The sequence below is a fragment of the Lysobacter sp. cf310 genome, assembly GCF_900114355.1.
GTDB lineage: Bacteria > Pseudomonadota > Gammaproteobacteria > Xanthomonadales > Xanthomonadaceae > Lysobacter.
In genome coordinates this window covers 541,041-561,581 of record NZ_FOSS01000002.1, presented here as the reverse complement: position 1 = coordinate 561,581, position 20,541 = coordinate 541,041, and the positions used below count along the sequence as shown (strand labels likewise).

The window sequence follows — 20,541 nt, the reverse complement described above, 5'->3', positions numbered from 1 at the left end:
TATGACGTCCAAAGCAGCCCCCAACGAGCACGACACCACCACCGACCGCGAAGCCCTGAGCGCGCTGTTCGACGGCGAGCTCGACGGCGATGCCGCCCGTTTCGCCCTCAAGCGCTTGAGCCACGACGCCCAGTGGCGTCGCGCCTGCGGCAGCTGGCAGCTGTGCGGCGACGCCCTGCGCGGCCAGGCCGCCGGCATCGCCGCGCCCGATTTTGCCGACCGCGTCGCCGCGGCGATCGCGGCCGAAGCCGCGACCGCGCGCGCCACCGCGCCGGCGGCCGCGCCCGCCAGTCGCCGTGGCTGGATCGGCGGCGCCGCCCTGGCCGCTTCGGTGGCGGTGGCGGCCCTGTTCGTGGCGCGCCCGTTCTCCAGCGACAGCGCACCCGATACCGCGCCCCAGACCCAGGTCGCAAGCGCCGACGGCGCCGGCATCACGCCGGCCGCCCCGCAACCGCAGAGCCCCGAGCTGCAGACCGCTACGCTCGGCGCCGCCGCGGTCGCCGTGGCCGAAGTGCCGCGCCGGATCGCCGAGCGCCGCAGTTCGCGCGGGCAGACCCAGCGCGCCGCCTTGCGTCGCCAAACCCAGACCCAGGCCGTCGCCGCGACACCGGCGATCGAAGTCGCGGCCGCCAGCGCCGGCGGCAGCAGCGCCAACCCATTCCGGCCCCAGCACAGCGACGCCCCGTCGCGGCCCTGGCCGCGCGCGGTGCTGCCGAATTACCCGGCCACCGGCGGCTTCACCGCCAGCTACGGCAGCAGCAGCGCCAGCACCAGCGGCAGCGCACGCTCGTTCTATCCCTTCGAGCCCAGCGCGACCGATTCGGTGCCCATGCAGCCGCCACCGGCGCCTCAGCCCGAAAGCCGGATGCCGCAGCCTTAAGCGGCACCGGCGGCGGACCGCGAAGACGCTGTGCGCGAGCTCGCCGCACTTCGCTTCCGCCTGTGTCGCTTACACCACGCATTCTCCAGCCCGTTCCCCTGTCCGTTCCCCGATCACGTGCGGCCCGGCGGCCGCGCGACCAAACCTCCGCAACCTTCGAGGCCGATTCCATGACTCGTCCGCTTCGCTCTATCGCCCTGGCCACTGCCCTGGTCGCCCTGCTGCCGGTCGCCTGCACCGCGCAGACCCCTAGCGCGCCGATCGCGCCGCCGCCGGCCGCGACGCCGTCCGCGCCGCTGGTCAGCGGCCTGCCCGATTTCACCGCCCTGGTGCAACGGGTCGGTCCGGCCGTGGTCAACGTGCGCGCCGAGATCGCGCCGCGCCGCGCCAGCCGCGGCCAAGGTCAGATGCCGAACGAGGAGGAGATTCCGGAAATCTTCCGCCGCTTCTTCGGCCCCGACATGCCGGGCGGTCCGCAGGGCCCGCGCGGTCCGCGCGGCGGCGGCAACTCGCTGGGCACCGGCTTCCTGATTTCGCAGGACGGTTACGTGCTGACCAATCACCACGTGGTCGACGGCGCCGACACGGTCAAGGTCACCTTGTCCGATCGCCGCGAGTTCACCGCCAAGGTGGTCGGCAGCGACGAGCAGTCCGACGTCGCCCTGCTCAAGATCGACGCCAAAAGCCTGCCGTTCCTGCGCCTGGCCAACGCCAGCCTGACCAAGCCCGGGCAGTGGGTGATCGCGATCGGCTCGCCGTTCGGCCTCGACCACTCGGTCACCGCCGGCATCGTCAGCGCGGTCGGCCGCAGCAATCCCTACGCCGATCAGCAGTACGTGCCCTTCATCCAGACCGACGTCGCCATCAACCAGGGCAACTCCGGCGGTCCGCTGCTCAATACCAGCGGCGAGGTGGTCGGCATCAATTCGCAGATCTTCTCCAACTCCGGCGGCTACATGGGCGTGAGTTTCGCGATCCCGATCGACGTGGCCATGAATTCGGCCGAGCAGCTGCGCGCGACCGGCAAGGTCCAGCGCGGTCTGCTCGGCGTGGGCGTGCAGCCGGTTACCACCGAAAACGCCAAGGGTCTGGGGCTATCTGAAACTCGCGGAGCCCTGATCAACAGCGTGCAGGCAGGCGGCGCGGCCGAGAAGGCCGGGATCCAGCTCGGCGACGTGATCCTGGCGGTCAACGACCGGCCGGTGAACACCTCCAGCGACCTGCCGCCGCTGATCGGCGCGCTGGCGCCGGGGGCCAAGGTCAAGTTGCAGATCAACCGTGATGGCAAGGTCTTGACCGAACAAGTGGTGCTGGGCGCGCTGGGCGCCGAGGTCGCCGGTGCGCCGGGTCCGGCCGCCAACGACGACAGCGCCGCGGCCCCCAGCCGCGGTGGCAGCAACGCGCTCGGCCTGGTCGGCCAGGACCTGGCCGCCAACGCGCGCCAGCGCCTGGGCCTGAAGACGGGCGAGGGCGTGCTGGTGCAATCCCCGGGCGAGGTCGCCGGCGAGGCCGGGCTGCGCCCGGGCGACGTGGTGCTCTCGGTCGGCCGCACCGCGGTCGGCAGTGCCTCGGCGCTGAACCGCGAGCTGGCCGGGGTCCGCCCCGGCGACACCGTGATGCTGCTGGTCCGCCGCGGCGCGGCCACCCAGTTCATCGCGGTCACCGCCGAGGCCAAAGCGGGCTGAAGAATCTGGCTGGAAAGCTGGGTGGAACAGGGCACCCACCCGCCTTCGGGCGGGCACGGGGCGTGGGTACTGCGCGGTATGCGATAATCTCCCGTTAACTCTCTGGAACCGGTGAGCTTCGCGCCGTCCCGCATGCAGCAGATCAGAAACTTCTCCATCATCGCTCACGTCGACCACGGCAAATCGACCCTGGCCGACCGCATCATCCAGCTCTGCGGAGGCCTGGAGGCGCGCGAGATGGAAGCGCAGGTGCTCGATTCCAACCCGATCGAGCGCGAGCGCGGCATCACCATCAAGGCGCAGTCCGTGTCCTTGCCCTACAAGGCGAAGGACGGGCTGGTCTACCAGCTCAATTTCATCGACACCCCCGGCCACGTCGACTTCAGCTACGAAGTCAGCCGCTCGCTGGCCGCCTGCGAAGGCGCGCTGCTGGTGGTGGACGCCGCCCAGGGCGTGGAGGCGCAGTCGGTCGCCAACTGCTACACCGCGGTCGAGCAGGGCCTGGAAGTGGTGCCCGTGCTCAACAAGATCGACCTGCCCACCGCCGATATCGCGCGCGCCAAGGCCGAGATCGAAGCGGTGATCGGCATCGACGCCGAGGACGCGGTCGCGATCAGCGCCAAGACCGGCCTCAACGTGGTCGACGTGCTGGAGGCGATCGTGCATCGCATCCCGCCGCCCAAGCCGCGCGACACCGACAAGCTGCAGGCGCTGATCATCGACTCCTGGTTCGACAACTACCTGGGCGTGGTCTCGCTGGTGCGGGTCATGCAGGGCGAGATCGTGCCGGGCAGCAAGATCCTGGTGATGTCGACCGGCCGCACCCATCTGGTCGACAAGGTCGGCGTGTTCACCCCCAAGCGCAAGGACCTGCCCAAGCTGGGCGCCGGCGAAGTGGGCTGGATCAACGCCAGCATCAAGGACGTGCACGGCGCGCCGGTCGGCGACACCCTGACCCTGGCCTCCGATCCGGCCAGCAAGCCGCTGCCGGGCTTCCAGGAAATGCAGCCGCGCGTGTTCGCCGGCCTGTTCCCGGTCGACGCCGAGGACTACCCGGACCTGCGCGAAGCGCTGGAAAAGCTGCGCCTCAACGACGCCGCGCTGCGTTTCGAGCCGGAAAGCTCCGAGGCCATGGGCTTCGGCTTCCGCTGCGGCTTCCTGGGCATGCTGCACATGGAGATCGTGCAGGAGCGCCTTGAGCGCGAGTACGACCTCAACCTGATCAGCACCGCGCCGACGGTGATCTACGAAGTGCTCAAGACCGACGGCACCACCATGCCGCTGGACAACCCGGCCAAGCTGCCTCAGGTCAACATGATCGAGGAGATCCGCGAGCCGATCATCCGCGCCAACATCCTCACGCCGCCGGACTACGTCGGCAACGTGATCACCTTGTGCGAGGAAAAGCGCGGCAGCCAGATCGGCATCACCTACATGGGCAACCAGGTCCAGATCAGCTACGAGCTGCCGATGGCCGAGGTGGTGCTGGACTTCTTCGACCGCCTCAAGTCGGTCTCGCGCGGCTACGCCTCGCTGGACTACCAGTTCCTGCGTTTCCAGGCCGGTCCGTTCGTGCGCGTGGACACGCTGATCAACGGCGACAAGGTCGACGCGCTCAGCATCATCACCCACCGCGCCCACGCCGATCGCCGCGGCCGCGAGATCTCCGAGAAGATGCGCGAGCTGATTCCGCGCCAGATGTTCGACGTCGCCATCCAGGCCGCGGTCGGCTCGCAGATCATCGCCCGCAGCACGGTCAAGGCGATGCGCAAGAACGTGCTGGCCAAGTGCTACGGCGGCGATATCAGCCGCAAGAAGAAGCTCCTCGAGAAGCAGAAAGAGGGCAAGAAGCGCATGAAGCAGGTGGGGCGCGTCGAGATTCCGCAGGAAGCGTTCCTGGCGGTATTGCAGGTGGACAACAAGTGAGGCGGGGTCGGGGATCGGTCCCCGCGACCGGCGGCCGGAGGCCGTTGCGCGTCGCGCAGGACGTATTCCCGATTCCGAACGCCGGAACCCGGCTTTCTAGGAGCTCGCATGCGCTGGTTTGAAATCGCACTGGTATCGCTGACGTTGTTCTCGGGCGCCGTCTGGCTGCTCGACAAGTTGTTCCTGGCCAAGCGCCGCGCCGCGCGCGAGGGTCTGCTGGACGACGGCAAGGAGCCGGCGCTGGTCGACTACTCCAAGGCCTTCTTCCCGGTGCTGCTGGTGGTGCTGGTGCTGCGCAGCTTCATCGCCGAGCCGTTCCGGATCCCCTCGAACTCGATGATGCCGACCCTGCTGACCGGCGACTTCATCCTGGTCAACAAGTTCACCTACGGCCTGCGCCTGCCGATCAGCAACCAGAAGGTCGTGTCGCTGGGCGAGCCCAAGCGCGGCGACGTGGTCGTGTTCAAGCCGCCGCACCATCCGGAACAGGACTGGATCAAGCGCGTGGTCGGCCTGCCGGGCGACCGCGTGAGCTATCACGACAACCAGGTGACGGTGAACGGCCAGGTACTCAAGTACACCCCCATCGGCACCTACGAGGGGCACGGCAACGGCACCGAGATGACGGGGTCGCAGGAACTGGCCGAGAATCTGCTCGGACGCGAGCACCGCGTCCTGGAGCGGACCAATTTGCCGTTGCTCGATCAAGGAGAGGGCGATTGGGTGGTTCCGGCCGGTCACTATTTTGTGATGGGCGACAATCGTGATAATAGCGAGGACAGCCGATACTGGGGCTTCCTTCCGGAGCGTAACCTGAGGGGCAAGGCGTTCCTGATCTGGATGAACGTCGATGGGGGCGTGGATTTCTCGCGTATCGGCAACAGTATTCCGTGACGGCGCCCGCCGTCGCGGCACGGTGACACTCAACAAATCGCGTCTAACGACGGGGGGATGATCGGATGAAGCGTAATCAGAGCGGCATGACCCTGATCGGGTTCATCATCGTGCTGGCGGTGGTCGGTGTATTCGTCTACATGGGCATGAAGCTGATCCCGATGTATACCGAGTACTACGGCGTGAAACGCGCGCTGACGAGCCTGGCGGCGGAGCCCGGCATCGCCGATCGCGATCCGGCCAAGATCGAGGATCTGTTCTTCCGTCGCTTGTACGTCAGCTATGCCGACAACGTGAAGCACGAGCACGTGAAGATTCAGCGTAAGGGCTCGGGCTACGAAATTCTGGTGAACTACGAGGTGCGGCGTCAGCTGATCGCCAATCTCGACGTGGTTGGCCGTTTCGAGGCCCATCAGGATATCGTCCGTGGCGGCGGTGGTGCCGACTGATCGCATCGAACACCGGTTCGCGAATCCGGGCCTGCTCGAGCAGGCCCTGACCCATCGCAGCGCCGGTGCGCCGCATAACGAGCGGCTGGAGTTCCTCGGCGACTCGCTGGTCAACCTGATCGTCGCCGAAGCCCTGTACGTGCGTTGGCCGCAGGCCGACGAGGGCGCGCTCACGCGCGCGCGCGCCGAGTTGGTGCGCGAGTCCGCGCTGGCGCCGATCGCGCGCCAGCTCGAGCTGGGGGCGCGTCTGACCCTGGGCCCCGGCGAGATGAAGTCCGGCGGCCATCGCCGCGACTCCATCCTGGCCGATGCGCTGGAAGCGGTGGTCGCCGCGATCTACCTGGACGCCGGTTTCGAGGCCTGCCGGGCACGCGTGCTGCCCTGGTTCGAGGCCGCGATGGCCGCATTGCCGCCGCCGCACAAGGTCGGCAAGGACGCCAAGACCCGCTTGCAGGAATGGCTGCAGGGCCGGCAGAAGCCGCTGCCGCTGTACGCCCTGCTGTCGGAGTCCGGCGAGGACCACGCCAAGAGCTTCCGGGTCAGCTGCAGCATCGCCCAGCCGCCCATCATCACCGAGGGCGAGGCCGGCTCGCGCCGCGCCGCCGAGCAACTAGCCGCCGAGGCCGCGCTGCGCCAGCTGGATCCGAATTACTGAATCCCGGCCGCCGGCCGGTTTGCCCTCGGGCCCGCACACGCGGACAATCCACGCATGAACGCATCCCCCTATCGCGCCGGTCACGTAGCCGTGATCGGCCGCCCCAACGTGGGCAAATCCACCCTGGTCAACGCCCTGGTCGGCGTCAAGGTCAGCATCGTCTCGCCGCGCCCGCAGACCACCCGGCATCAGCTGCTAGGCATCGCGACCTTCCCCGAAGGCCAACTGCTGCTGGTCGATACGCCCGGCATCCACCGCGAGCAGAAGCGCGCGATGAACCGCATGATGAACCGCGCCGCGCGCGGCGCGATCGAGGGCGTCGACGTGGCCTTGCTGGTGGTGCGCGCGGGGCAGTGGGACGACGAGGACGCGCTGGCCTACGATGCGCTGCGCAAGGCCGGCATGCCGGTGGTGCTGGTGGTCAACCAGATCGACCGGCTCAAGGATAAGACCGCCTTGCTGCCGTATCTGGCCAAGATCAGCGACGGCCGCGAGTTCGCCGGCGTGCATCCGATCTCCGCGCTCAAGCGCAACGGCCTGGAGGCCCTGGTCAAGACCGTGCTGAGCCACCTGCCCGAGCAGGACGCGCTGTACGGCGAGGACGAGATCACCGACAAGAGCCAGCGCTTCCTGGCCGGGGAAATGGTGCGCGAGCAGTTGATGCGCCAGCTCGGCGAAGAGCTGCCGTACGCGACCACGGTGGAAGTCGAGAAGTTCGAAGTCGACGGCACGATGCTGCGCATCGGCGCGGTGATCTGGGTCGAGCGCGATGGCCAGAAGGCGATCGTGATCGGCAAGGGCGGCGAGCGCCTGCGCGAGATCGGTTCCAAATCGCGCATCCAGATGGAGCGTCTGTTCGGCGCCAAGGTGTTCCTGGAAACCTGGGTGCGCGTACGCGAAGGCTGGTCGGACGACGAGGCCGCGCTGCGCTCGCTGGGTTATCACGATTGAAGCAGGAGTGAGCGCAGAGGAGTGAGGAGCGAGTCAAAGCCCATGCTCTTCGCTCCCTCTCACTCCTCACTTCTCCTCGCTCACTCCTAGCCCTATGCGTTACACCGCCGAACCCGCCTTCGTCCTGCACACGCGTCCCTGGCGCGAGACCAGCCTGCTGGTCGAGGCGCTGAGCCGGAATCACGGCCGCATCGGCCTGGTCGCGCGCGGCGTGCAGGGCCCGAAGAAGCAACTGCTGCGCGCGGCGCTGCAACCGCTGCAATGGATCCGTTACGACGCGGTGCAGATGGGCGAGCTGGCGCGATTGACCGCGGCCGAAGCGCTGGACGCCGCGCCGCGTCTGGCTGGCGACGGCATGCTGGCCGGCTTCTATCTCAACGAACTCACCTTGCGGCTGGCGCCGCGCAACGATCCCTTGCCCGATCTGTTCGCGGCCTACGCGCAGGCGCGCGCGCGCCTGGGCAGCGACGCTTCGCCGGGCTGGACCCTGCGCCGTTTCGAACGCGATCTGCTCGACGCGCTGGGGTTCGGCTTCGACTGGCATCACGACGGCGACGGCGCCGCCATCGATCCGGCCGCGCGCTACCGTCTGGACCCCGAGCACGGCCCGCGCCGTTTGCTCAGCGATCGCGGTCATGCCGACCGCAGCGGCGCGGCCACCGGCCAGGCCCTGCTGGCGCTGGCCGACGACCGTTTGCCCAGCGCCGACGATCTGGCGGGTCTGCGCCGGGCGATGCGCGGCGTGCTCGCGCATCACCTTGGCCCGCGCGGCCTGAAATCCTGGGAACTGCTGAGCGAACTGGCGCGCGTCGCGCCGCGCGCGAAACCCGCACGCGAGGACGGCGCCGAAAGCTAGCGCCGCCGCGCCGCGCGTACTGGCGACCCAGCGCGGGTCGACGCGCCCTAACTCGCGATCGGCAACGACGTGGCCAGCGTGTCCTGCACCGCGTCGTCGAAACGCGCCAGGCGTTCGCGCGAGTCCGGCTCGTTCTGCAGCGCCTGCACCGCTTCGCTCAGGCGCGTCGCGCCGACGAAGCCGCAGCTCGCGCGCAGCTTGTGCAGTTCGCTGCGCACGGTGTCCAGGTCCTCGCGATGGGCCGCGGCCAGGATGGCCTCGTGGGTGGTGGGCAGCTCCTGCACGAACAGGCCGCGCAAGGTCTCCACATGCGCGACGTTGCCGTTGAGCGCGCTCGCGGCGGCTTCGTCGTCCCACACCGGGCGCTTGGCGCCGGTGGCCACGCTGGCGACGGCGCGCTGATCGTGGCCGTCCAGGCCCAGCGTGCGCGCGATCGCGGCGCGTACCGCCGCGGCGGGCAGGGGCTTCACCAATACCTCGGTGAAGCCCACCGCGATCAGGCCCTCGAGCACCGATGCGTCGGCCGCGGCGGTGTGCGCGAGCGCGGGCGTGCGCGGGTGGCGCGCGCGCAGGCGCGCGAGCAATTCGACGCCGCTGCCGTCGGGCAGGTTGGCGTCGAACAACCACAGGTCGTAATCCTGCGCATTGCCCAGGGCGACCGCGGCGGCGACGCTGTCGGCGCCATCGATGTCGGCGGGCAGGGCCTGCGCGGCGGCGGTGAGGAAGGCGCGGCTGGTCGGGTCGTCCTCGACCAGCAACAAACGGGGGATCTGCGGCGAATTCATCGTCGGTTCCATCGGGTCGGGGGCTCCGCTGGTTATGCTGCCGGCTATGTCGTCTCCGATAGTACGCCTGCTGCTGTGGATGTCGCTTCCGGGTTTTTGCCTGGCCGGCGATGCCGGCGCGCGCAGCCTGAACGCGAAGATCGGCCGGATCGAGACCGCGGTCGCAAGTTTGCGCGAGGTGCGGGTGTCGCTGGACTGGCCGGCGCAGGCGACGCAGGGCGAACTGCGCCTGCGCGCGGCCAGCGTGGTCGCGCCCGACCTGGGTTATCGGTTTGCCGACGTGAGCTGGCGCTGCCCCTTGCAGCGCGACGGCCGCGGCGGTTGGCGCTGCGAGGGGGAGCTGCGCTCCGGTCGCGCCGCGCCCCTGCGGCTGGCGCTGGACCTGGGCGTGGCGATCACCGATGCGCGCCTGTCGCGCGGCGCGGCGGTGGTCGCCTTGCATCGCAACGCGGCGGCGCCCGACGCGACCCGGATCGACCTGACCCGGGTGCCGCTGGCCTGGACTCAGGCCCTGGCCGCCCAGGCCTGGCCGGAGGCGCGCTTCAAGAGGGGCGAACTCGACGCCCGCCTCACCGTCACCGCCGCCGAGCGCCAGCCGCTGCGCGTGGCCGGCCCGATCACGCTGCGCGGCGGCGCCTTCGACACGCCCGACGGCACCACCGCCGCCGAGCACCTGGGCGCCGAACTCGCCCTGGATGCGCGCTTCGGCGAGCTCACCCGTTTCGATCTGGACGGGCGCCTGCGAGGCGGCGAGCTGTTGTTCGGCAACGCCTACCTGTCGCTGCAGCAACGCGAGGTCGCGCTGGAGCTGACCGCGCAGCGCCAGGGCGCGCAGGGCTGGCAGCTGCCGCGCCTGCTGTGGCGCGACGAGGGCGTGCTCAGCGCCGAAGGCCGCGCGGCACTCACGCCGGACGCCGGCCTGGACGCGCTGGAACTGGATCTGCGCAGCGCCAACCTGGCGCCTTTGCGCGACGGCTACCTCACCGGCTTCCTGGGCCTGGCCGGCCTGGGCCAGTTGCAGCTGCGCGGCGCCATGCAGGCGCGCGTGCGCGTGGCCGGCGGCGAGCTGCATGCGGCCGACGCCAGCCTGCAGGACGCCGCCATCGACGATCCGCAGGGCCGCTTCCGTTTCGATGGCCTGGCCGGCAACCTGCGCTACTCGGCCGACGCGCCGGTCGCCAGCGCGCTGACCTGGAGCGGCGGCGCGCTGTACGGCCTGGACTTCGGCCCCGCGCAGCTGCCGTTCACCAGCGGCGCCGGCGAGCTGCGCCTGCAGCGCGCGGTCAGCTTTCCCATGCTGGGCGGGCAGGTGAGTTTCGACGGCCTGCGCCTGCGGCCGCCGTCCGGCGAGCGCGGTCTCGACATCCGCTTCGGCCTCGGCCTGGACCGGCTCGACATCGGCCGCATCGCCAAGGCCGTGGACGGCCCGGCCTTCAGCGGCGAGCTCAGCGGCCGCATCCCGCAGGCGCACTACGCCAACGACCGCCTCGATTTCGACGGCGGCCTGACCATGCAGCTGTTCGGCGGCAGCGTGAGCGTGTCCTCGCTGGCGATGGAACGTCCGTTCGGGGTCGCGCCCACGCTCTCGGCCGACATCGCGCTGGACGATCTGGATCTGGAGTCGCTGACCGGCGTGCTCGGTTTCGGCAGCATCACCGGCAAGCTCGACGGCCGCATCGACGCCTTGCGCCTGGTCGACTGGCAGCCGGTCGCATTCGACGCCCATCTGGGCACCGAGCGCAAGCGCGGGGTGCGCCAGCGCATCAGCCAGCGCGCGGTCCAGGACCTGTCCAGCGTCGGCGACGCCTCCTTCGTCGGCAGCCTGCAAGGCATGCTGATCGGCTTCTTCGACGACTTCGGCTACGCGCGCCTGGGCATCTCCTGCCGGCTCGCCGACGAGGTCTGCCATATGGACGGATTGGGCCCGGCCAGTAAGGATTCAGGCGGCAAGGCCTTTATTATCGTCCAAGGCGCGGGACTGCCGCGCCTGGACGTGGTCGGCATCAACCGCCGGGTCGACTGGCCGACCCTGCTGGAACGGCTCGAAGCCGTCGGCAAGGGCGACGTCAAACCCGTGGTCCAATAAACCCGTCGTAGAACATTCTTCAGAAGGAAACGAACATGCGCCGTTGGATGGGTTTGCCGGTCGCCGCCGTGATGCTTACGGCCTGCGTCACGATCAACGTGTACTTCCCGGCCGCCGAGGCCAAGGAAGCGGCCAAGGAGTTCGTCGAGAAGGTGATCGGCGACGACGCCCAGCCGGCCACCCCAGCGCCCGCGCCGACGCCCAAGTCGGGCGGGCAGAGCGCTTCGCTGGGCCCGCGCATCGACTGGCTGTCGCTGGTCGGCATCGGCAGCGCCTATGCGCAGTCCTCGCCAGACATCACCATCAAGACGCCGGCGATCCAGGCCATCCAGGCGCGCATGAAGGGTCGCTTCGACGGCCAGCTGCGCGCGCACTTCGATTCCGGCGCGCTGGGTTTCGGCAACGACGGCAGCATCGACGTGCGCGACGCGGCCAAGATTCCGCTGGCCGAGCGGGTCGGCGTGAACCAGGCGGTGGCCGACCAGAACCGCGACTCGGCCGCGGTCTACCGCGAGGTCGCGGTGGCCAACGGCCATCCGGAGTGGGAACCGCAGATCCGCAAGGTGTTCGCGCGCCAGTGGACCGACAGCGCCCGCGCCGGTTGGTGGTACCAGGACGCCGGCGGCGGCTGGAAGCAGAAGTAAGCGCGCAGCGCTCCCCGACGGCCCGCCCCGCGCGGGCCGTCGGCGTTTTGGGCGCATGAAGTCGGGCATGGCGGAGCGCATTCGGCCGGATGCGCGCGATTCCGGCAGCATCGCCCCGCATCTGCGACAATGCGCGGCCTTTGATTCCTGCCAGCAGCTGTGGCCCGCATCGATCAAACCCCCTTCGAGGCCGCCATCGGCGGCCTCACCCATGATGGCCGCGGCGTCGCCCGGCGCCCGGACGGCAAAGCGGTCTTCATCGCCGGCGCCTTGCCCGGCGAACGCGTGATGGCCAAGCAGACCGCGCGCTCGCGCAGCTACGACGAAGCGGTGACGCTGGAGGTGCTGGAAGCCTCGGCCGACCGCGTCGTGCCGCGCTGCCGGCATTTCGGCACCTGCGGCGGCTGCGCCCTGCAGCACATGGCCGAGGATCAGCAGATCCTGGCCAAGCAGAACGTGCTGCTGGAGAACCTCGAGCGCATCGGCCACGTGACGCCCGAGCGGGTCCTGCCCGCGCTCACCGATTCGGCCTGGGGCTATCGCCGCAAGGGCCGGTTCTCGGTGCGCCGGGTCGAGAAGAAAGACAAGACCCTGGTCGGCTTTCGCGAGACCGATCCGCGTTTCGTCGCCGACATCGCGCGCTGCGAGACCGTGATTCCCGCGATCGGCGACAAGATCGCCGCGCTCGCGGCCTTGGTCGATAGTCTGCAGGCGCGCCGCGAGATTCCGCAGGTCGAATTCATCGCCGGCGACGCCATGCCCGACGACGGCGACAACGCGCACAGCGGCGTGGCGCTGACCTTCCGTCATCTGTCGCCGTTGTCGGACTCCGACCGCGAGGCCATCGTCGCGTTCGCGCGCGAGCATCGGTTCGCGGTGTTCCTGCAACCGGGCGGCGTCGACAGCGTGCATCCGCTGTGGCCGGCCGAGCCGCGCCTGGCGTTCTCGCTGCCGGAGTGGAATCTGGAGCTGGCGTTCCGCCCGCTCGACTTCATCCAGGTCAATGCCGGACTCAATGGCCGCATGATCCAGCACGCGCTGGACCTGCTGGCGCCGCAGCCGGACGATCGGGTGCTGGATCTGTTCGCGGGGCTGGGCAACTTCACTCTGCCGCTGGCACGCCAGGTGCGCGAGGTGGTGGGCGTGGAAGGCGAGGCCGGTCTGGTCAAGCGTGCGCGCGAGAACGCCGAGCGCAACGGTTTGGCGAATGCGCAGTTCTACGCGGCCGATCTGGGCAAGGATCTCAGCGGCGAGGCCTGGATGCGCGAGGGTTTCGATCGTCTGCTGTTGGATCCGCCGCGCTCGGGCGCCGACTTCGTGCTGACCCAGCTGCCTTTGAAGCAGTTCAAGCGCATCGTCTATGTGAGCTGCCATCCGGCGTCGCTGGCGCGCGATGCGGGCTATCTGGTGCGGGAGAAGGGTTGGAAGCTGCGCGCGGCGGGGGTGATGGACATGTTCCCGCATACGGCGCACGTGGAGTCGATCGCGCTGTTCGAGCCTTGATGCCTAAGCGGCGGCCTGACGCTGCTTCGTCCGTCAAAAAAGAACCCGGCCTAGGCCGGGTTCTTCCGTATCGCTAACGCATGGTCGCTGTTGCGGTTCAGAACCCGCTGACGTCCAAACGCCCGCCGGTGACCGTCTTGCCGCTCAGCGACGGCGTGGGCACGGCCGCGTTCATGATCGCAGCTTTGATCTGTTGCGCCGTCGAGCCGGGATGGCGCGAGGCGTAGAGCGCGGCGGCGCCGGTGACGTGCGGGGTCGCCATCGAGGTGCCGTTGTAGCTGGCGTAGCCCGACACGAGCTTGCCCTTGGAGCTGACCGGCACCGTCGACGGAATCGCGTAGCCGGGCGCGCCGATGTCGACCGTGGTGACGCCGTAGTTGTAGACCAGGGCGCCGGTGTTGCGCAGCGCCGCCACCGACAGGATGTTGCTGTTCGGATACGCGGCCGGGTAGCACGCGCCGGAAGTGTTGCCCTCGCAGTTCACGCTGTCGTTGCCGGCGGCCACCACGAACAGGATGTCGGCCTGCCCGGCACGGTCGATCGCGTCGCTGAGCGACTGCGAGAACGGACCGCCGCCCCAGGAGTTGTTGGTGGCGACGATGTTGAGGCCGTGCCGGGTCTTGAGATCGTTGAAGTAGTCGATCGCGCGCACCGCGTCGGCGGTGCTGCCGCTGCGGCGGCCGAGGAACTTGGCGCTGATCAGCTTGACGCCGCTCCAGCACACGCCGGCCACGCCCTTGCCGTTGCCGCCCACGCCGGCGATGGTGCCGGAGACGTGGGTGCCATGATCGTCGCTGGCGCCGCCGGAGTTGATGTCGTTGGTATCGCCGTTGAAATCCCAGCCGTGCACGTCGTCGACGAAACCGTTGCCGTCGTTGTCGATGCCGTCGGCCGCGTCGTAGGGATTGGTCCAGATGTTGGCAGCCAGATCCTCGTGCTGCCAGTAGATGCCTTCGTCGATCACGCCGACGATCACGTTGCCGCATGCGGTCGAGCCGGTGTTCCAGGCTTCCGAGGCCTGCGAGCCGTATTGGTTGTTGGGGCTGCCGACGTCGCCGTACATGCCCCACAGCGTGCCGTTGGTGTAGTAGGTGTCGTTGGAGAACGCATCGTGGTGCAGGAGCCAGTTCGGCTCGGCGTATTCGACGTCCGGGTCGTTGCTGAGCGCGCTCACGGCGGCGGCGAGGTCGACGTTGGCCGGCAGCCTGAGCAGGGACAGCTCGCCGCGCCCGCCCTTGCCGGGACGCACGGTCTGCACCTTCTGCGCGCCGAGGCCGCGCTGTACCGCGTCGCTCGCGCCGGCATTGGCGCCGTCGCGGTACTTCACCAGCAATTCGCCGCTCGCGTGCGCGCGACCTTCTTTCAAACCTTTCAGCGCCAGATCGGGCCGTCCGCCCGCTTGCGCGACGAAGGACGTTCCCAGTGCCATGGCTACTGCGCCTGCGACCAAACCGACGCGGATACGCTTGTTCATAAGGCTAAAGACCTCTGGTAAGACCGCCCAGGCAGAGGGCGGCTGCGGGCGAATGTAGCGGGAAAATCCCAGGATGCTTGCTGCATCGCAGCGCGTGAGGCGGCGGTAGGCCGGGATTGCTGCCAAATTGGCGCATTAAGCGTGCCAGCGAGGGGCACGATCGCTCTTGCGTGCGGCTATTCATAAAAATTCTGGCCAGGTTCGGCTGCGGCGATCGCGTCTGGGCGGGGCTAAGGGCACGGAAGTGTCGCGGGTGAGCTTTTAGACCGTGGCCTCTCCATTTAAGGGGCGAAATCGTGCGTTTACGAGCCACAGATTCGTGCACGGCTGAACGCGAGCAGGTTCTTGCTTCTAGCGCCCTCCTTTGAAAAAGGAGGGTTGGGGAGGATTTGCTTTTGCTTTGCTGTCGTCTTTTCAGACCGAAGGTCAACAGCTTCCGCCTGCTGCGCATGCGGGTCACTTTCTCTTGCTAGCCCAAGAGTCCGTCTGGATTCCCTTCGGTCAAAAGTAACCAAAGAGAAGGGCTGGCGTGACCAACCCTCCCTTGCGAGTTCGGTGCGTGCGCCGGGATTTTTCGATAGGACATCCTTGTCCTATCGAAAAACGGCGCGCGTCCTGCGCGCCGCCCTTCGGGTCTACGGTTGTCTGTGTGAGTGCGGTGCTTTTGGACTTCAATGCCGCGGCAACGGCAACGGCAACGGCAACGGCAACGGCAATGGCAATGGCAATGGCAATGGCAATGGCCGATTGGGGCGACGGTTGGGCTGATTGGCGGTATCGTTGCGCGGTCTGATTTGAACAAGACGGCTGTGCGGTCATGGCCGGCGCTACGGGGCATGCATGGGTATCGAAATCGAACGCAAATTTCTGGTCTCGAGTGACGGCTGGCGCGAGGCGGCGCGTGAAGTCGTGCCGATGGCGCAGGGGTATCTCAACGACCTGGCCACGCTCGACAGCGGTGCGATGAAGGCGTCGGTGCGGGTGCGCGTCGCGGGCGATGCGGCGTATCTGAACTTGAAGTCGCGCGAGCTGGGTCATACCCGGCAGGAGTTCGACTACCCGATTCCGGTCGCCGACGCGCGCGCGCTGATGGCGCTGTGCACCGGCGGTACGATCGACAAGCGTCGCCATTACGTCGAGCACCAGGGCCACCTTTGGGAGGTCGACGAGTTCCTGGGCGACAACGCCGGGCTGGTGGTGGCCGAGCTGGAGCTGGAACGTGCCGACGAAGCCTATGCCCGTCCGGACTGGCTGGGCCGCGAGGTCACCGACGCGGCGCGCTACTACAACCTGGCCCTGGCCACGCGCCCCTACGCCGACTGGAGCGCCGACGAGCGCTCCGGCGAGGCGCCTTGAATTTGGCTTCCCGCTTGGAGAGGGGAGGGCGTGCGTTTACGAACCGCAGGTTCGTGCGCGACTGAACGCCAGTGGGCGGCGCCCGCTGGCCGGCGGGTTGAGAGCGACGCTGTCCAGGCGCAAAGCCGGGTCCCGCCATCGTTGCCATTTCGTGAAATGCCCCGAAACCGGCGCCGCCGCGCCCGCAACGGCCCCGGACTACGCCTGTAGCGGCTTCTGCGAGACAATGGCCCCGCGCAGTCAGCGCAGCCATACCCGCTAGGAGTCCCCGCATGCTCGTGATCGGCGTCGCCGGTACCGAACTCACCGCGCAAGAGCGCGACTGGTTGCAGCACGATGCCTGCGCCGGCGTGATCCTGTTCACCCGCAACTTCGCCTCCAAGGCGCAGGTCGCCGAGCTGTCGGCCGCGATCCGGGAGGCCGCGCCGCGTCCGCAGCTGATCTGCGTGGACCAGGAAGGCGGGCGCGTGCAGCGTTTCCGCGAGGGCTACAGCGCGCTGCCGGCGCTGGAAGGGTTCGGCCGCCGCTACGCGAGCGATCCCGCCGCGGCGCTCAAGCTGGCCGAGGAGCATGCCTGGCTGATGGCGCAGGAAGTGCAAGCCAGCGGCGTCGACCTCAGTTTCGCGCCGGTGGTCGATCTGGGCCGCGGCAATCGCGCCATCGGCGATCGCGCCTTCGATGCCGATCCGCAGGTGGTCGCCGAATTCACCCGCGCCTACGTGCGCGGCATGCACGCGGCCGGCATGGCTGCGACGCTCAAGCATTTCCCGGGCCATGGCTCGGTGCTCGAGGACACCCACTTCGACAACGCCGTCGATCGCCGCAGCCTGGACGAGATGCGCGCGACCGATCTGATTCCGTTCGTCGCCGGCATCGAGGCCAAGGCCGACGCGGTGATGATGGCGCACGTGGTCTATCCGGAGGTGGCGCCGGAACCGGCCGGCTACTCGCCGCGCTGGATCGAACAGATCCTGCGCAAGGAGATGGGCTTCCGCGGCGTGGTCTTCAGCGACGACATCGGCATGGCCGCGGCGTTCTCGGTTGGCGGCGTCAAGGCGCGCATCGACGCGCATCTGGACGCGGGCTGCGACGTGGTGTTGGTCTGCCATCCGAACCTGGTCGACGAGTCCCTGGCCGCGGTCGCCGGGCGCAAGCTCAACACCATGGCGCTGGCTGGCCTGATCGGCCGCGGCGCAATGGGCTGGGACGGCTTGATCGCCGACCAGCGCTACGGCGACAGCCGCGGCCGCGTCGAGGGTCTGGCCTGATGAGCGCCAAGCCCGGCAACGGCCCCGACCTGGCCGCGGCGCTGCAGAACGCCGACCTGCTGTTCGACCGCAAGACCCTCGAACAGGCGATCGCGCGCATGGCCGATAGCATCCGCGCCGACTACGCCGATGAGCGCCCGGTCTATCTGACCGTGATGCACGGCGGCCTGCCGTTCGCGGCGCAGTTGGCGATGGAGCTGGGCGAGCGCGGCCTGGATCTGGAGTTCGACTACCTGCACGCGACCCGCTATCGCGGCGCGACCTCGGGCGGCGAACTGGTCTGGAAGCACCGTCCGGCGACCTCGCTGAGCGGCCGGCGCGTGCTGCTGGCCGACGACATCCTCGACGAAGGCCACACCCTGCACGCGATCCGAGAATGGTGCCGCGAGCAGGGCGCGAGCGAGGTGCGCATCGCCGCGCTCGCGGTCAAGGCCCACGATCGCTGCGTGCCGGGCATCTGCGCGGACTACGTCGGCATCGAAGTGCCGGACCGCTACGTGTTCGGCTACGGCATGGACTACCACGAGCAGGGCCGCAACCTGCCCGCGATCTACGCATTGAAGGACTGAGATGGGCGAGGCAAGCATCGATCTGGCCGTCATCGGCGGCACCGGCCTGTACAAGCTGGCCGAGCTGGCGGACGTGGAAACCCACCAGCCGCTCACGCGCTACGGCGCGCCCTCCGGTCCGATCCGGATCGGCACTCTCGGCGGGCGCCGGGTCGCGTTCCTGGCGCGGCACGGCGAAGGCCATTCGCTGCCTCCGCATGCGATCAACTACCGCGCCAATCTCGCCGCGCTGCAGGCCTTGGGCGCGCAGCGCGTGCTCGCGCTCAACACCGTCGGCGGCATCACCGAGCGTTTCGGCCCGCGCGTGCTCGCATGTCCGGACCAGCTGATCGACTACACCTGGGGGCGCATATCGACCCTGTGCGAGGTCGATGCCGAAGGCCGCGGCGGCGGCGAGGTGCTGCACGTGGATTTCGGCGAGCCGTATACGCGCAGCCTGCGTCAGGCCGTGATCGCGGCTGCGCGCGAAGCCGGCGTGGCGATGGTCGGGGAAGGGTGCTACGGCGCCACCCAGGGGCCGCGTCTGGAAACGCGCGCCGAGATCGCGCGCATGCGTCGCGACGGCTGCGATCTGGTCGGCATGACCGGCATGCCCGAGGCCGGGCTCGCGCGCGAGCTGGGTCTGGATTACGCCTGCCTGGCGATCGTCGCCAACTGGGCCGCCGGCGCAGGTCCGGATCCGGACGAAGTCATCACGCTGCAGGACGTCCTCGATCACGTCGCCGCGGCGACCGCGGAACTGCCGAAATTGCTGGCGACGCTGCTGGCAAAGTGATCGGCATCGCAAATTTTCTGACGCTCAGCGTCAGTCCGCCGTTGCGTCGAAGCATCCTTCGTCGTAACGCCCGGATTCGCCGATCAGGCGCTTGTCATCATCCTGTTCAGTTTGCATATACTCGCGATGCGTCTCGGTCGCCCCGACGCGATGGCGCACGACAAACGCATCCAGCATGAGGTCAATAAGGATATGCAGTACGGCACCGTGAAATGGTTCAACGACGCCAAGGGCTTCGGCTTCATCTCGCCCGAAGACGGCAGCGCCGATGTATTCGTCCACTTCTCCGCCATCGTTGCGAAGGGATTTCGCAGCTTGCAGGAAGGCCAGCGCGTCAGCTACCAGCTGACCCAAGGACCGAAGGGCGCGCAGGCGTCCGAAGTGACGCCCGCGGCGTGATCGATTTGCTGGGCCGATGCTTGCGGATGCGCTGCTCGCAGCCGCGATCCGGCCCGGTCTGTGTTCCAGGCCCCGCTACGGCGGGGCTTTTTTCTTGGCGCGATGCGCTTAGGAGTCGCGCATGAGTACCCCGTTGCGCATCGGCATCGTCGGCTACGGCAGCGGCGGCCAAGCCGCCGCCCTGCTGCTCAGTCGCGACGGCCACGACGTCGAGGTGTTCGAGCGCGCGCCGGTGCTCGGTCCGGTCGGTGCGGGCTTCCTGCTCCAGCCCACCGGCCTGGCCGTGCTGTGGGAACTGGGCCTGCTGGACGCCGCGCTGCGCTACGGCGCGCGCGTGCGCCGCCTTTACGGCGAAACCGTGGCCGGGCGCGCGGTGATGGACATGCGCTATCGCGAACTGCACCCGCGCTATTTCGGCCTGGGCCTGCAGCGCGGCGCGCTGTTCGCCTTGCTCGACGAGGCCTGGGACGAGGGCCGGCGCGTGCATTGCGGCCGCGACATCGTCGCGATCGATCATGCGCGCGGCCTGTTGCGCGACGCCGGCGGTGACGAGCACGGCCCCTACGATCTGGTCGTGGTAGCCAACGGCGCGGCCTCGCTGCTGCGCGCGGGTGTGGCGCCGCCGGCGCTGGACCGGCCCTATCCCTGGGGCGCGCAATGGTGCCTGGTCGAGCGTGGCGATTGGGCCTGGCAGGACGAGTTGCGCCAGCGCTATGTCGGCGCGCGCCGCATGATCGGCATGCTGCCGGTCGGCAGCCGGCCCGGCGACGCCAGCGAGCGTCTGAGTTTCTTCTGGAGCTTGCCGGTCGCGGCCTTGGACAGCGACGCGGTCCGGGACGAGAGCGCCTGGCGCAGCGCGGTCGCGGCGGTGTGGCCGGAGGCCGGCGAGCGCCTGCGAGACACCGCCGTGCCGCAGGGCTTGGCGCAGGCGCGCTACCGCGATGCGGTCGCGCGGCGCTGGCATCGCGATCGCGCGGTGCTGTTGGGCGATGCCGCCCACGCCATGAGCCCGCAACTGGGGCAGGGCGTGAACATGGCGCTGCTGGATGCGCTGGCGCTGCGCGACGCCTTGCGCTCGCAGCCCGACATGCCGCACGCCCTGGCGCACTACCAGGGCCAGCGCCGCAAGCATGTGGGCGTCTACCATTTCTGGAGCCGCTGGCTCACGCCGCTGTTCCAGTCCGATTACGACCGCATCGCCGCGCTGCGCGACCGGGTGTTCCATCCGATGTCGCGGGTACCGGGCGGACGCGGGCAGATGCTGCGCGTGCTCACCGGGCTGCGCAGCGGCTGGTTCGGCGCGCTGCGGCTGGCGCCGACCTTTCTGGAGGCGCTGGAGCAGCGCACGGGCGAGCGGGACTGAGCGGCGCGCGGCGGTCGCGATCC

General features: G+C 69.0%; 20 protein-coding genes. 17 read left to right on the top strand and 3 right to left on the bottom strand.

Features of this window, described 5'->3' with window-relative positions; genetic code table 11:
* Position 1: 1 nt before the first annotated feature.
* The 8 genes from BMZ45_RS09075 (at position 2) to recO (ending at position 8,296) form a co-directional block, all read left to right on the top strand.
* The gene (locus BMZ45_RS09075; RefSeq protein WP_091635331.1) at positions 2-880 is read left to right on the top strand and encodes a sigma-E factor negative regulatory protein; all 879 of its coding nucleotides are present in this window, start codon (positions 2-4) and stop codon (positions 878-880) included.
* Positions 881-1,050: 170 nt separating this feature from the next.
* Positions 1,051-2,565: a DegQ family serine endoprotease gene (locus tag BMZ45_RS09070; RefSeq protein WP_091635329.1), complete on the top strand. Its 1,515-nt coding sequence runs from the start codon at positions 1,051-1,053 to the stop codon at positions 2,563-2,565.
* Between the two features lie 132 nt (positions 2,566-2,697).
* The gene (lepA, locus tag BMZ45_RS09065) at positions 2,698-4,491 is read left to right on the top strand and encodes a translation elongation factor 4 (RefSeq protein WP_091635326.1); all 1,794 of its coding nucleotides are present in this window, start codon (positions 2,698-2,700) and stop codon (positions 4,489-4,491) included.
* Between the two features lie 108 nt (positions 4,492-4,599).
* Positions 4,600-5,385, top strand: coding sequence for a signal peptidase I (lepB, locus tag BMZ45_RS09060; RefSeq protein ID WP_091635324.1), 786 nt, complete (start codon positions 4,600-4,602; stop codon positions 5,383-5,385).
* 65 nt (positions 5,386-5,450) lie between these two features.
* Positions 5,451-5,834 carry a DUF4845 domain-containing protein gene (locus BMZ45_RS09055; protein WP_057162846.1) on the top strand — a complete coding sequence of 128 codons (384 nt, stop codon included), beginning with the start codon at positions 5,451-5,453 and terminating at the stop codon, positions 5,832-5,834.
* Complete coding sequence (gene rnc, locus BMZ45_RS09050) at positions 5,812-6,489, top strand: ribonuclease III (RefSeq protein WP_091635321.1); 678 nt, start codon at positions 5,812-5,814, stop codon at positions 6,487-6,489. Before BMZ45_RS09055 ends, rnc begins: the two co-directional genes overlap by 23 nt.
* Before the next feature lie 54 nt (positions 6,490-6,543).
* Positions 6,544-7,440 carry a GTPase Era gene (gene era, locus BMZ45_RS09045; protein WP_091635319.1) on the top strand — a complete coding sequence of 299 codons (897 nt, stop codon included), beginning with the start codon at positions 6,544-6,546 and terminating at the stop codon, positions 7,438-7,440.
* A gap of 94 nt (positions 7,441-7,534) precedes the next feature.
* Entirely contained in the window at positions 7,535-8,296 is a 762-nt protein-coding gene (gene recO / locus BMZ45_RS09040) for a DNA repair protein RecO (protein WP_091635317.1), read from the top strand.
* Positions 8,297-8,343: 47 nt separating this feature from the next.
* On the opposite strand, the gene BMZ45_RS09035 is transcribed toward recO, so the two are convergent.
* A complete protein-coding gene (locus BMZ45_RS09035) occupies positions 8,344-9,081 on the bottom strand; it encodes a response regulator (protein WP_091636365.1) in 738 nt (245 codons plus the stop codon).
* Positions 9,082-9,127: 46 nt separating this feature from the next.
* Here BMZ45_RS09035 and BMZ45_RS09030 point away from each other — a divergent pair, with 46 nt between their 5' ends.
* The 3 genes from BMZ45_RS09030 (at position 9,128) to rlmD (ending at position 13,314) form a co-directional block, all read left to right on the top strand.
* A complete protein-coding gene (locus BMZ45_RS09030; protein WP_091635314.1) occupies positions 9,128-11,167 on the top strand; it encodes a hypothetical protein in 2,040 nt (679 codons plus the stop codon).
* 35 nt (positions 11,168-11,202) lie between these two features.
* The gene (locus BMZ45_RS09025; RefSeq protein ID WP_091635311.1) at positions 11,203-11,811 is read left to right on the top strand and encodes a YdbL family protein; all 609 of its coding nucleotides are present in this window, start codon (positions 11,203-11,205) and stop codon (positions 11,809-11,811) included.
* Positions 11,812-11,958: 147 nt separating this feature from the next.
* Entirely contained in the window at positions 11,959-13,314 is a 1,356-nt protein-coding gene (gene rlmD / locus BMZ45_RS09020) for a 23S rRNA (uracil(1939)-C(5))-methyltransferase RlmD (RefSeq protein WP_217643190.1), read from the top strand.
* A 97-nt stretch (positions 13,315-13,411) separates the two neighbouring features.
* On the opposite strand, the gene BMZ45_RS09015 is transcribed toward rlmD, so the two are convergent.
* Both BMZ45_RS09015 and BMZ45_RS21625 read right to left on the bottom strand, forming a co-directional pair.
* Positions 13,412-14,743: a S8 family serine peptidase gene (locus BMZ45_RS09015; RefSeq protein ID WP_235568786.1), complete on the bottom strand. Its 1,332-nt coding sequence runs from the start codon at positions 14,741-14,743 to the stop codon at positions 13,412-13,414.
* A 546-nt stretch (positions 14,744-15,289) separates the two neighbouring features.
* Positions 15,290-15,607, bottom strand: a complete 318-nt coding sequence (locus BMZ45_RS21625; RefSeq protein ID WP_175489017.1) for a hypothetical protein — start codon at positions 15,605-15,607, stop codon at positions 15,290-15,292.
* A gap of 21 nt (positions 15,608-15,628) precedes the next feature.
* On the opposite strand from BMZ45_RS21625, the gene BMZ45_RS09005 reads away from it, so the two are divergent.
* The 6 genes from BMZ45_RS09005 to BMZ45_RS08980 all read left to right on the top strand — a co-directional run bounded on the left by BMZ45_RS09005 (position 15,629) and on the right by BMZ45_RS08980 (position 20,518).
* A complete protein-coding gene (locus BMZ45_RS09005; protein WP_091635299.1) occupies positions 15,629-16,144 on the top strand; it encodes a CYTH domain-containing protein in 516 nt (171 codons plus the stop codon).
* Positions 16,145-16,416: 272 nt separating this feature from the next.
* The gene (nagZ, locus tag BMZ45_RS09000; RefSeq protein ID WP_091635296.1) at positions 16,417-17,412 is read left to right on the top strand and encodes a beta-N-acetylhexosaminidase; all 996 of its coding nucleotides are present in this window, start codon (positions 16,417-16,419) and stop codon (positions 17,410-17,412) included.
* On the top strand, positions 17,412-17,981 hold the full coding sequence (locus BMZ45_RS08995) for a hypoxanthine-guanine phosphoribosyltransferase (RefSeq protein ID WP_091635294.1): 570 nt from the start codon (positions 17,412-17,414) through the stop codon (positions 17,979-17,981). Before nagZ ends, BMZ45_RS08995 begins: the two co-directional genes overlap by 1 nt.
* Position 17,982: 1 nt before the next feature.
* The gene (locus tag BMZ45_RS08990; protein WP_091635291.1) at positions 17,983-18,756 is read left to right on the top strand and encodes an S-methyl-5'-thioinosine phosphorylase; all 774 of its coding nucleotides are present in this window, start codon (positions 17,983-17,985) and stop codon (positions 18,754-18,756) included.
* Between the two features lie 192 nt (positions 18,757-18,948).
* Positions 18,949-19,155 (top strand): cold-shock protein, encoded by a 207-nt coding sequence (locus BMZ45_RS08985; RefSeq protein ID WP_056176409.1) that lies wholly within the window; start codon positions 18,949-18,951, stop codon positions 19,153-19,155.
* A gap of 121 nt (positions 19,156-19,276) precedes the next feature.
* Positions 19,277-20,518 carry an FAD-dependent oxidoreductase gene (locus tag BMZ45_RS08980; protein ID WP_091635288.1) on the top strand — a complete coding sequence of 414 codons (1,242 nt, stop codon included), beginning with the start codon at positions 19,277-19,279 and terminating at the stop codon, positions 20,516-20,518.
* Positions 20,519-20,541: the final 23 nt, after the last annotated feature.

Excerpts from the sequence above, each read along its gene's own strand:
- BMZ45_RS09075 (WP_091635331.1), top strand. The coding sequence starts at position 2 with ATGACGTCCAAAGCAGCCCCCAACGAGCACGACACCACCACCGACCGC.
- BMZ45_RS09070 (WP_091635329.1), top strand. The coding sequence starts at position 1,051 with ATGACTCGTCCGCTTCGCTCTATCGCCCTGGCCACTGCCCTGGTCGCC.
- lepA (WP_091635326.1), top strand. The coding sequence starts at position 2,698 with ATGCAGCAGATCAGAAACTTCTCCATCATCGCTCACGTCGACCACGGC.
- lepB (WP_091635324.1), top strand. The coding sequence starts at position 4,600 with ATGCGCTGGTTTGAAATCGCACTGGTATCGCTGACGTTGTTCTCGGGC.
- BMZ45_RS09055 (WP_057162846.1), top strand. The coding sequence starts at position 5,451 with ATGAAGCGTAATCAGAGCGGCATGACCCTGATCGGGTTCATCATCGTG.
- era (WP_091635319.1), top strand. The coding sequence starts at position 6,544 with ATGAACGCATCCCCCTATCGCGCCGGTCACGTAGCCGTGATCGGCCGC.
- recO (WP_091635317.1), top strand. The coding sequence starts at position 7,535 with ATGCGTTACACCGCCGAACCCGCCTTCGTCCTGCACACGCGTCCCTGG.
- BMZ45_RS09035 (WP_091636365.1), bottom strand. The coding sequence starts at position 9,081 with ATGAATTCGCCGCAGATCCCCCGTTTGTTGCTGGTCGAGGACGACCCG.
- BMZ45_RS09030 (WP_091635314.1), top strand. The coding sequence starts at position 9,128 with ATGTCGTCTCCGATAGTACGCCTGCTGCTGTGGATGTCGCTTCCGGGT.
- BMZ45_RS09025 (WP_091635311.1), top strand. The coding sequence starts at position 11,203 with ATGCGCCGTTGGATGGGTTTGCCGGTCGCCGCCGTGATGCTTACGGCC.
- BMZ45_RS09015 (WP_235568786.1), bottom strand. The coding sequence starts at position 14,743 with ATGGCACTGGGAACGTCCTTCGTCGCGCAAGCGGGCGGACGGCCCGAT.
- BMZ45_RS21625 (WP_175489017.1), bottom strand. The coding sequence starts at position 15,607 with ATGACCGCACAGCCGTCTTGTTCAAATCAGACCGCGCAACGATACCGC.
- BMZ45_RS09005 (WP_091635299.1), top strand. The coding sequence starts at position 15,629 with ATGGGTATCGAAATCGAACGCAAATTTCTGGTCTCGAGTGACGGCTGG.
- nagZ (WP_091635296.1), top strand. The coding sequence starts at position 16,417 with ATGCTCGTGATCGGCGTCGCCGGTACCGAACTCACCGCGCAAGAGCGC.
- BMZ45_RS08995 (WP_091635294.1), top strand. The coding sequence starts at position 17,412 with ATGAGCGCCAAGCCCGGCAACGGCCCCGACCTGGCCGCGGCGCTGCAG.
- BMZ45_RS08990 (WP_091635291.1), top strand. The coding sequence starts at position 17,983 with ATGGGCGAGGCAAGCATCGATCTGGCCGTCATCGGCGGCACCGGCCTG.
- BMZ45_RS08985 (WP_056176409.1), top strand. The coding sequence starts at position 18,949 with ATGCAGTACGGCACCGTGAAATGGTTCAACGACGCCAAGGGCTTCGGC.
- BMZ45_RS08980 (WP_091635288.1), top strand. The coding sequence starts at position 19,277 with ATGAGTACCCCGTTGCGCATCGGCATCGTCGGCTACGGCAGCGGCGGC.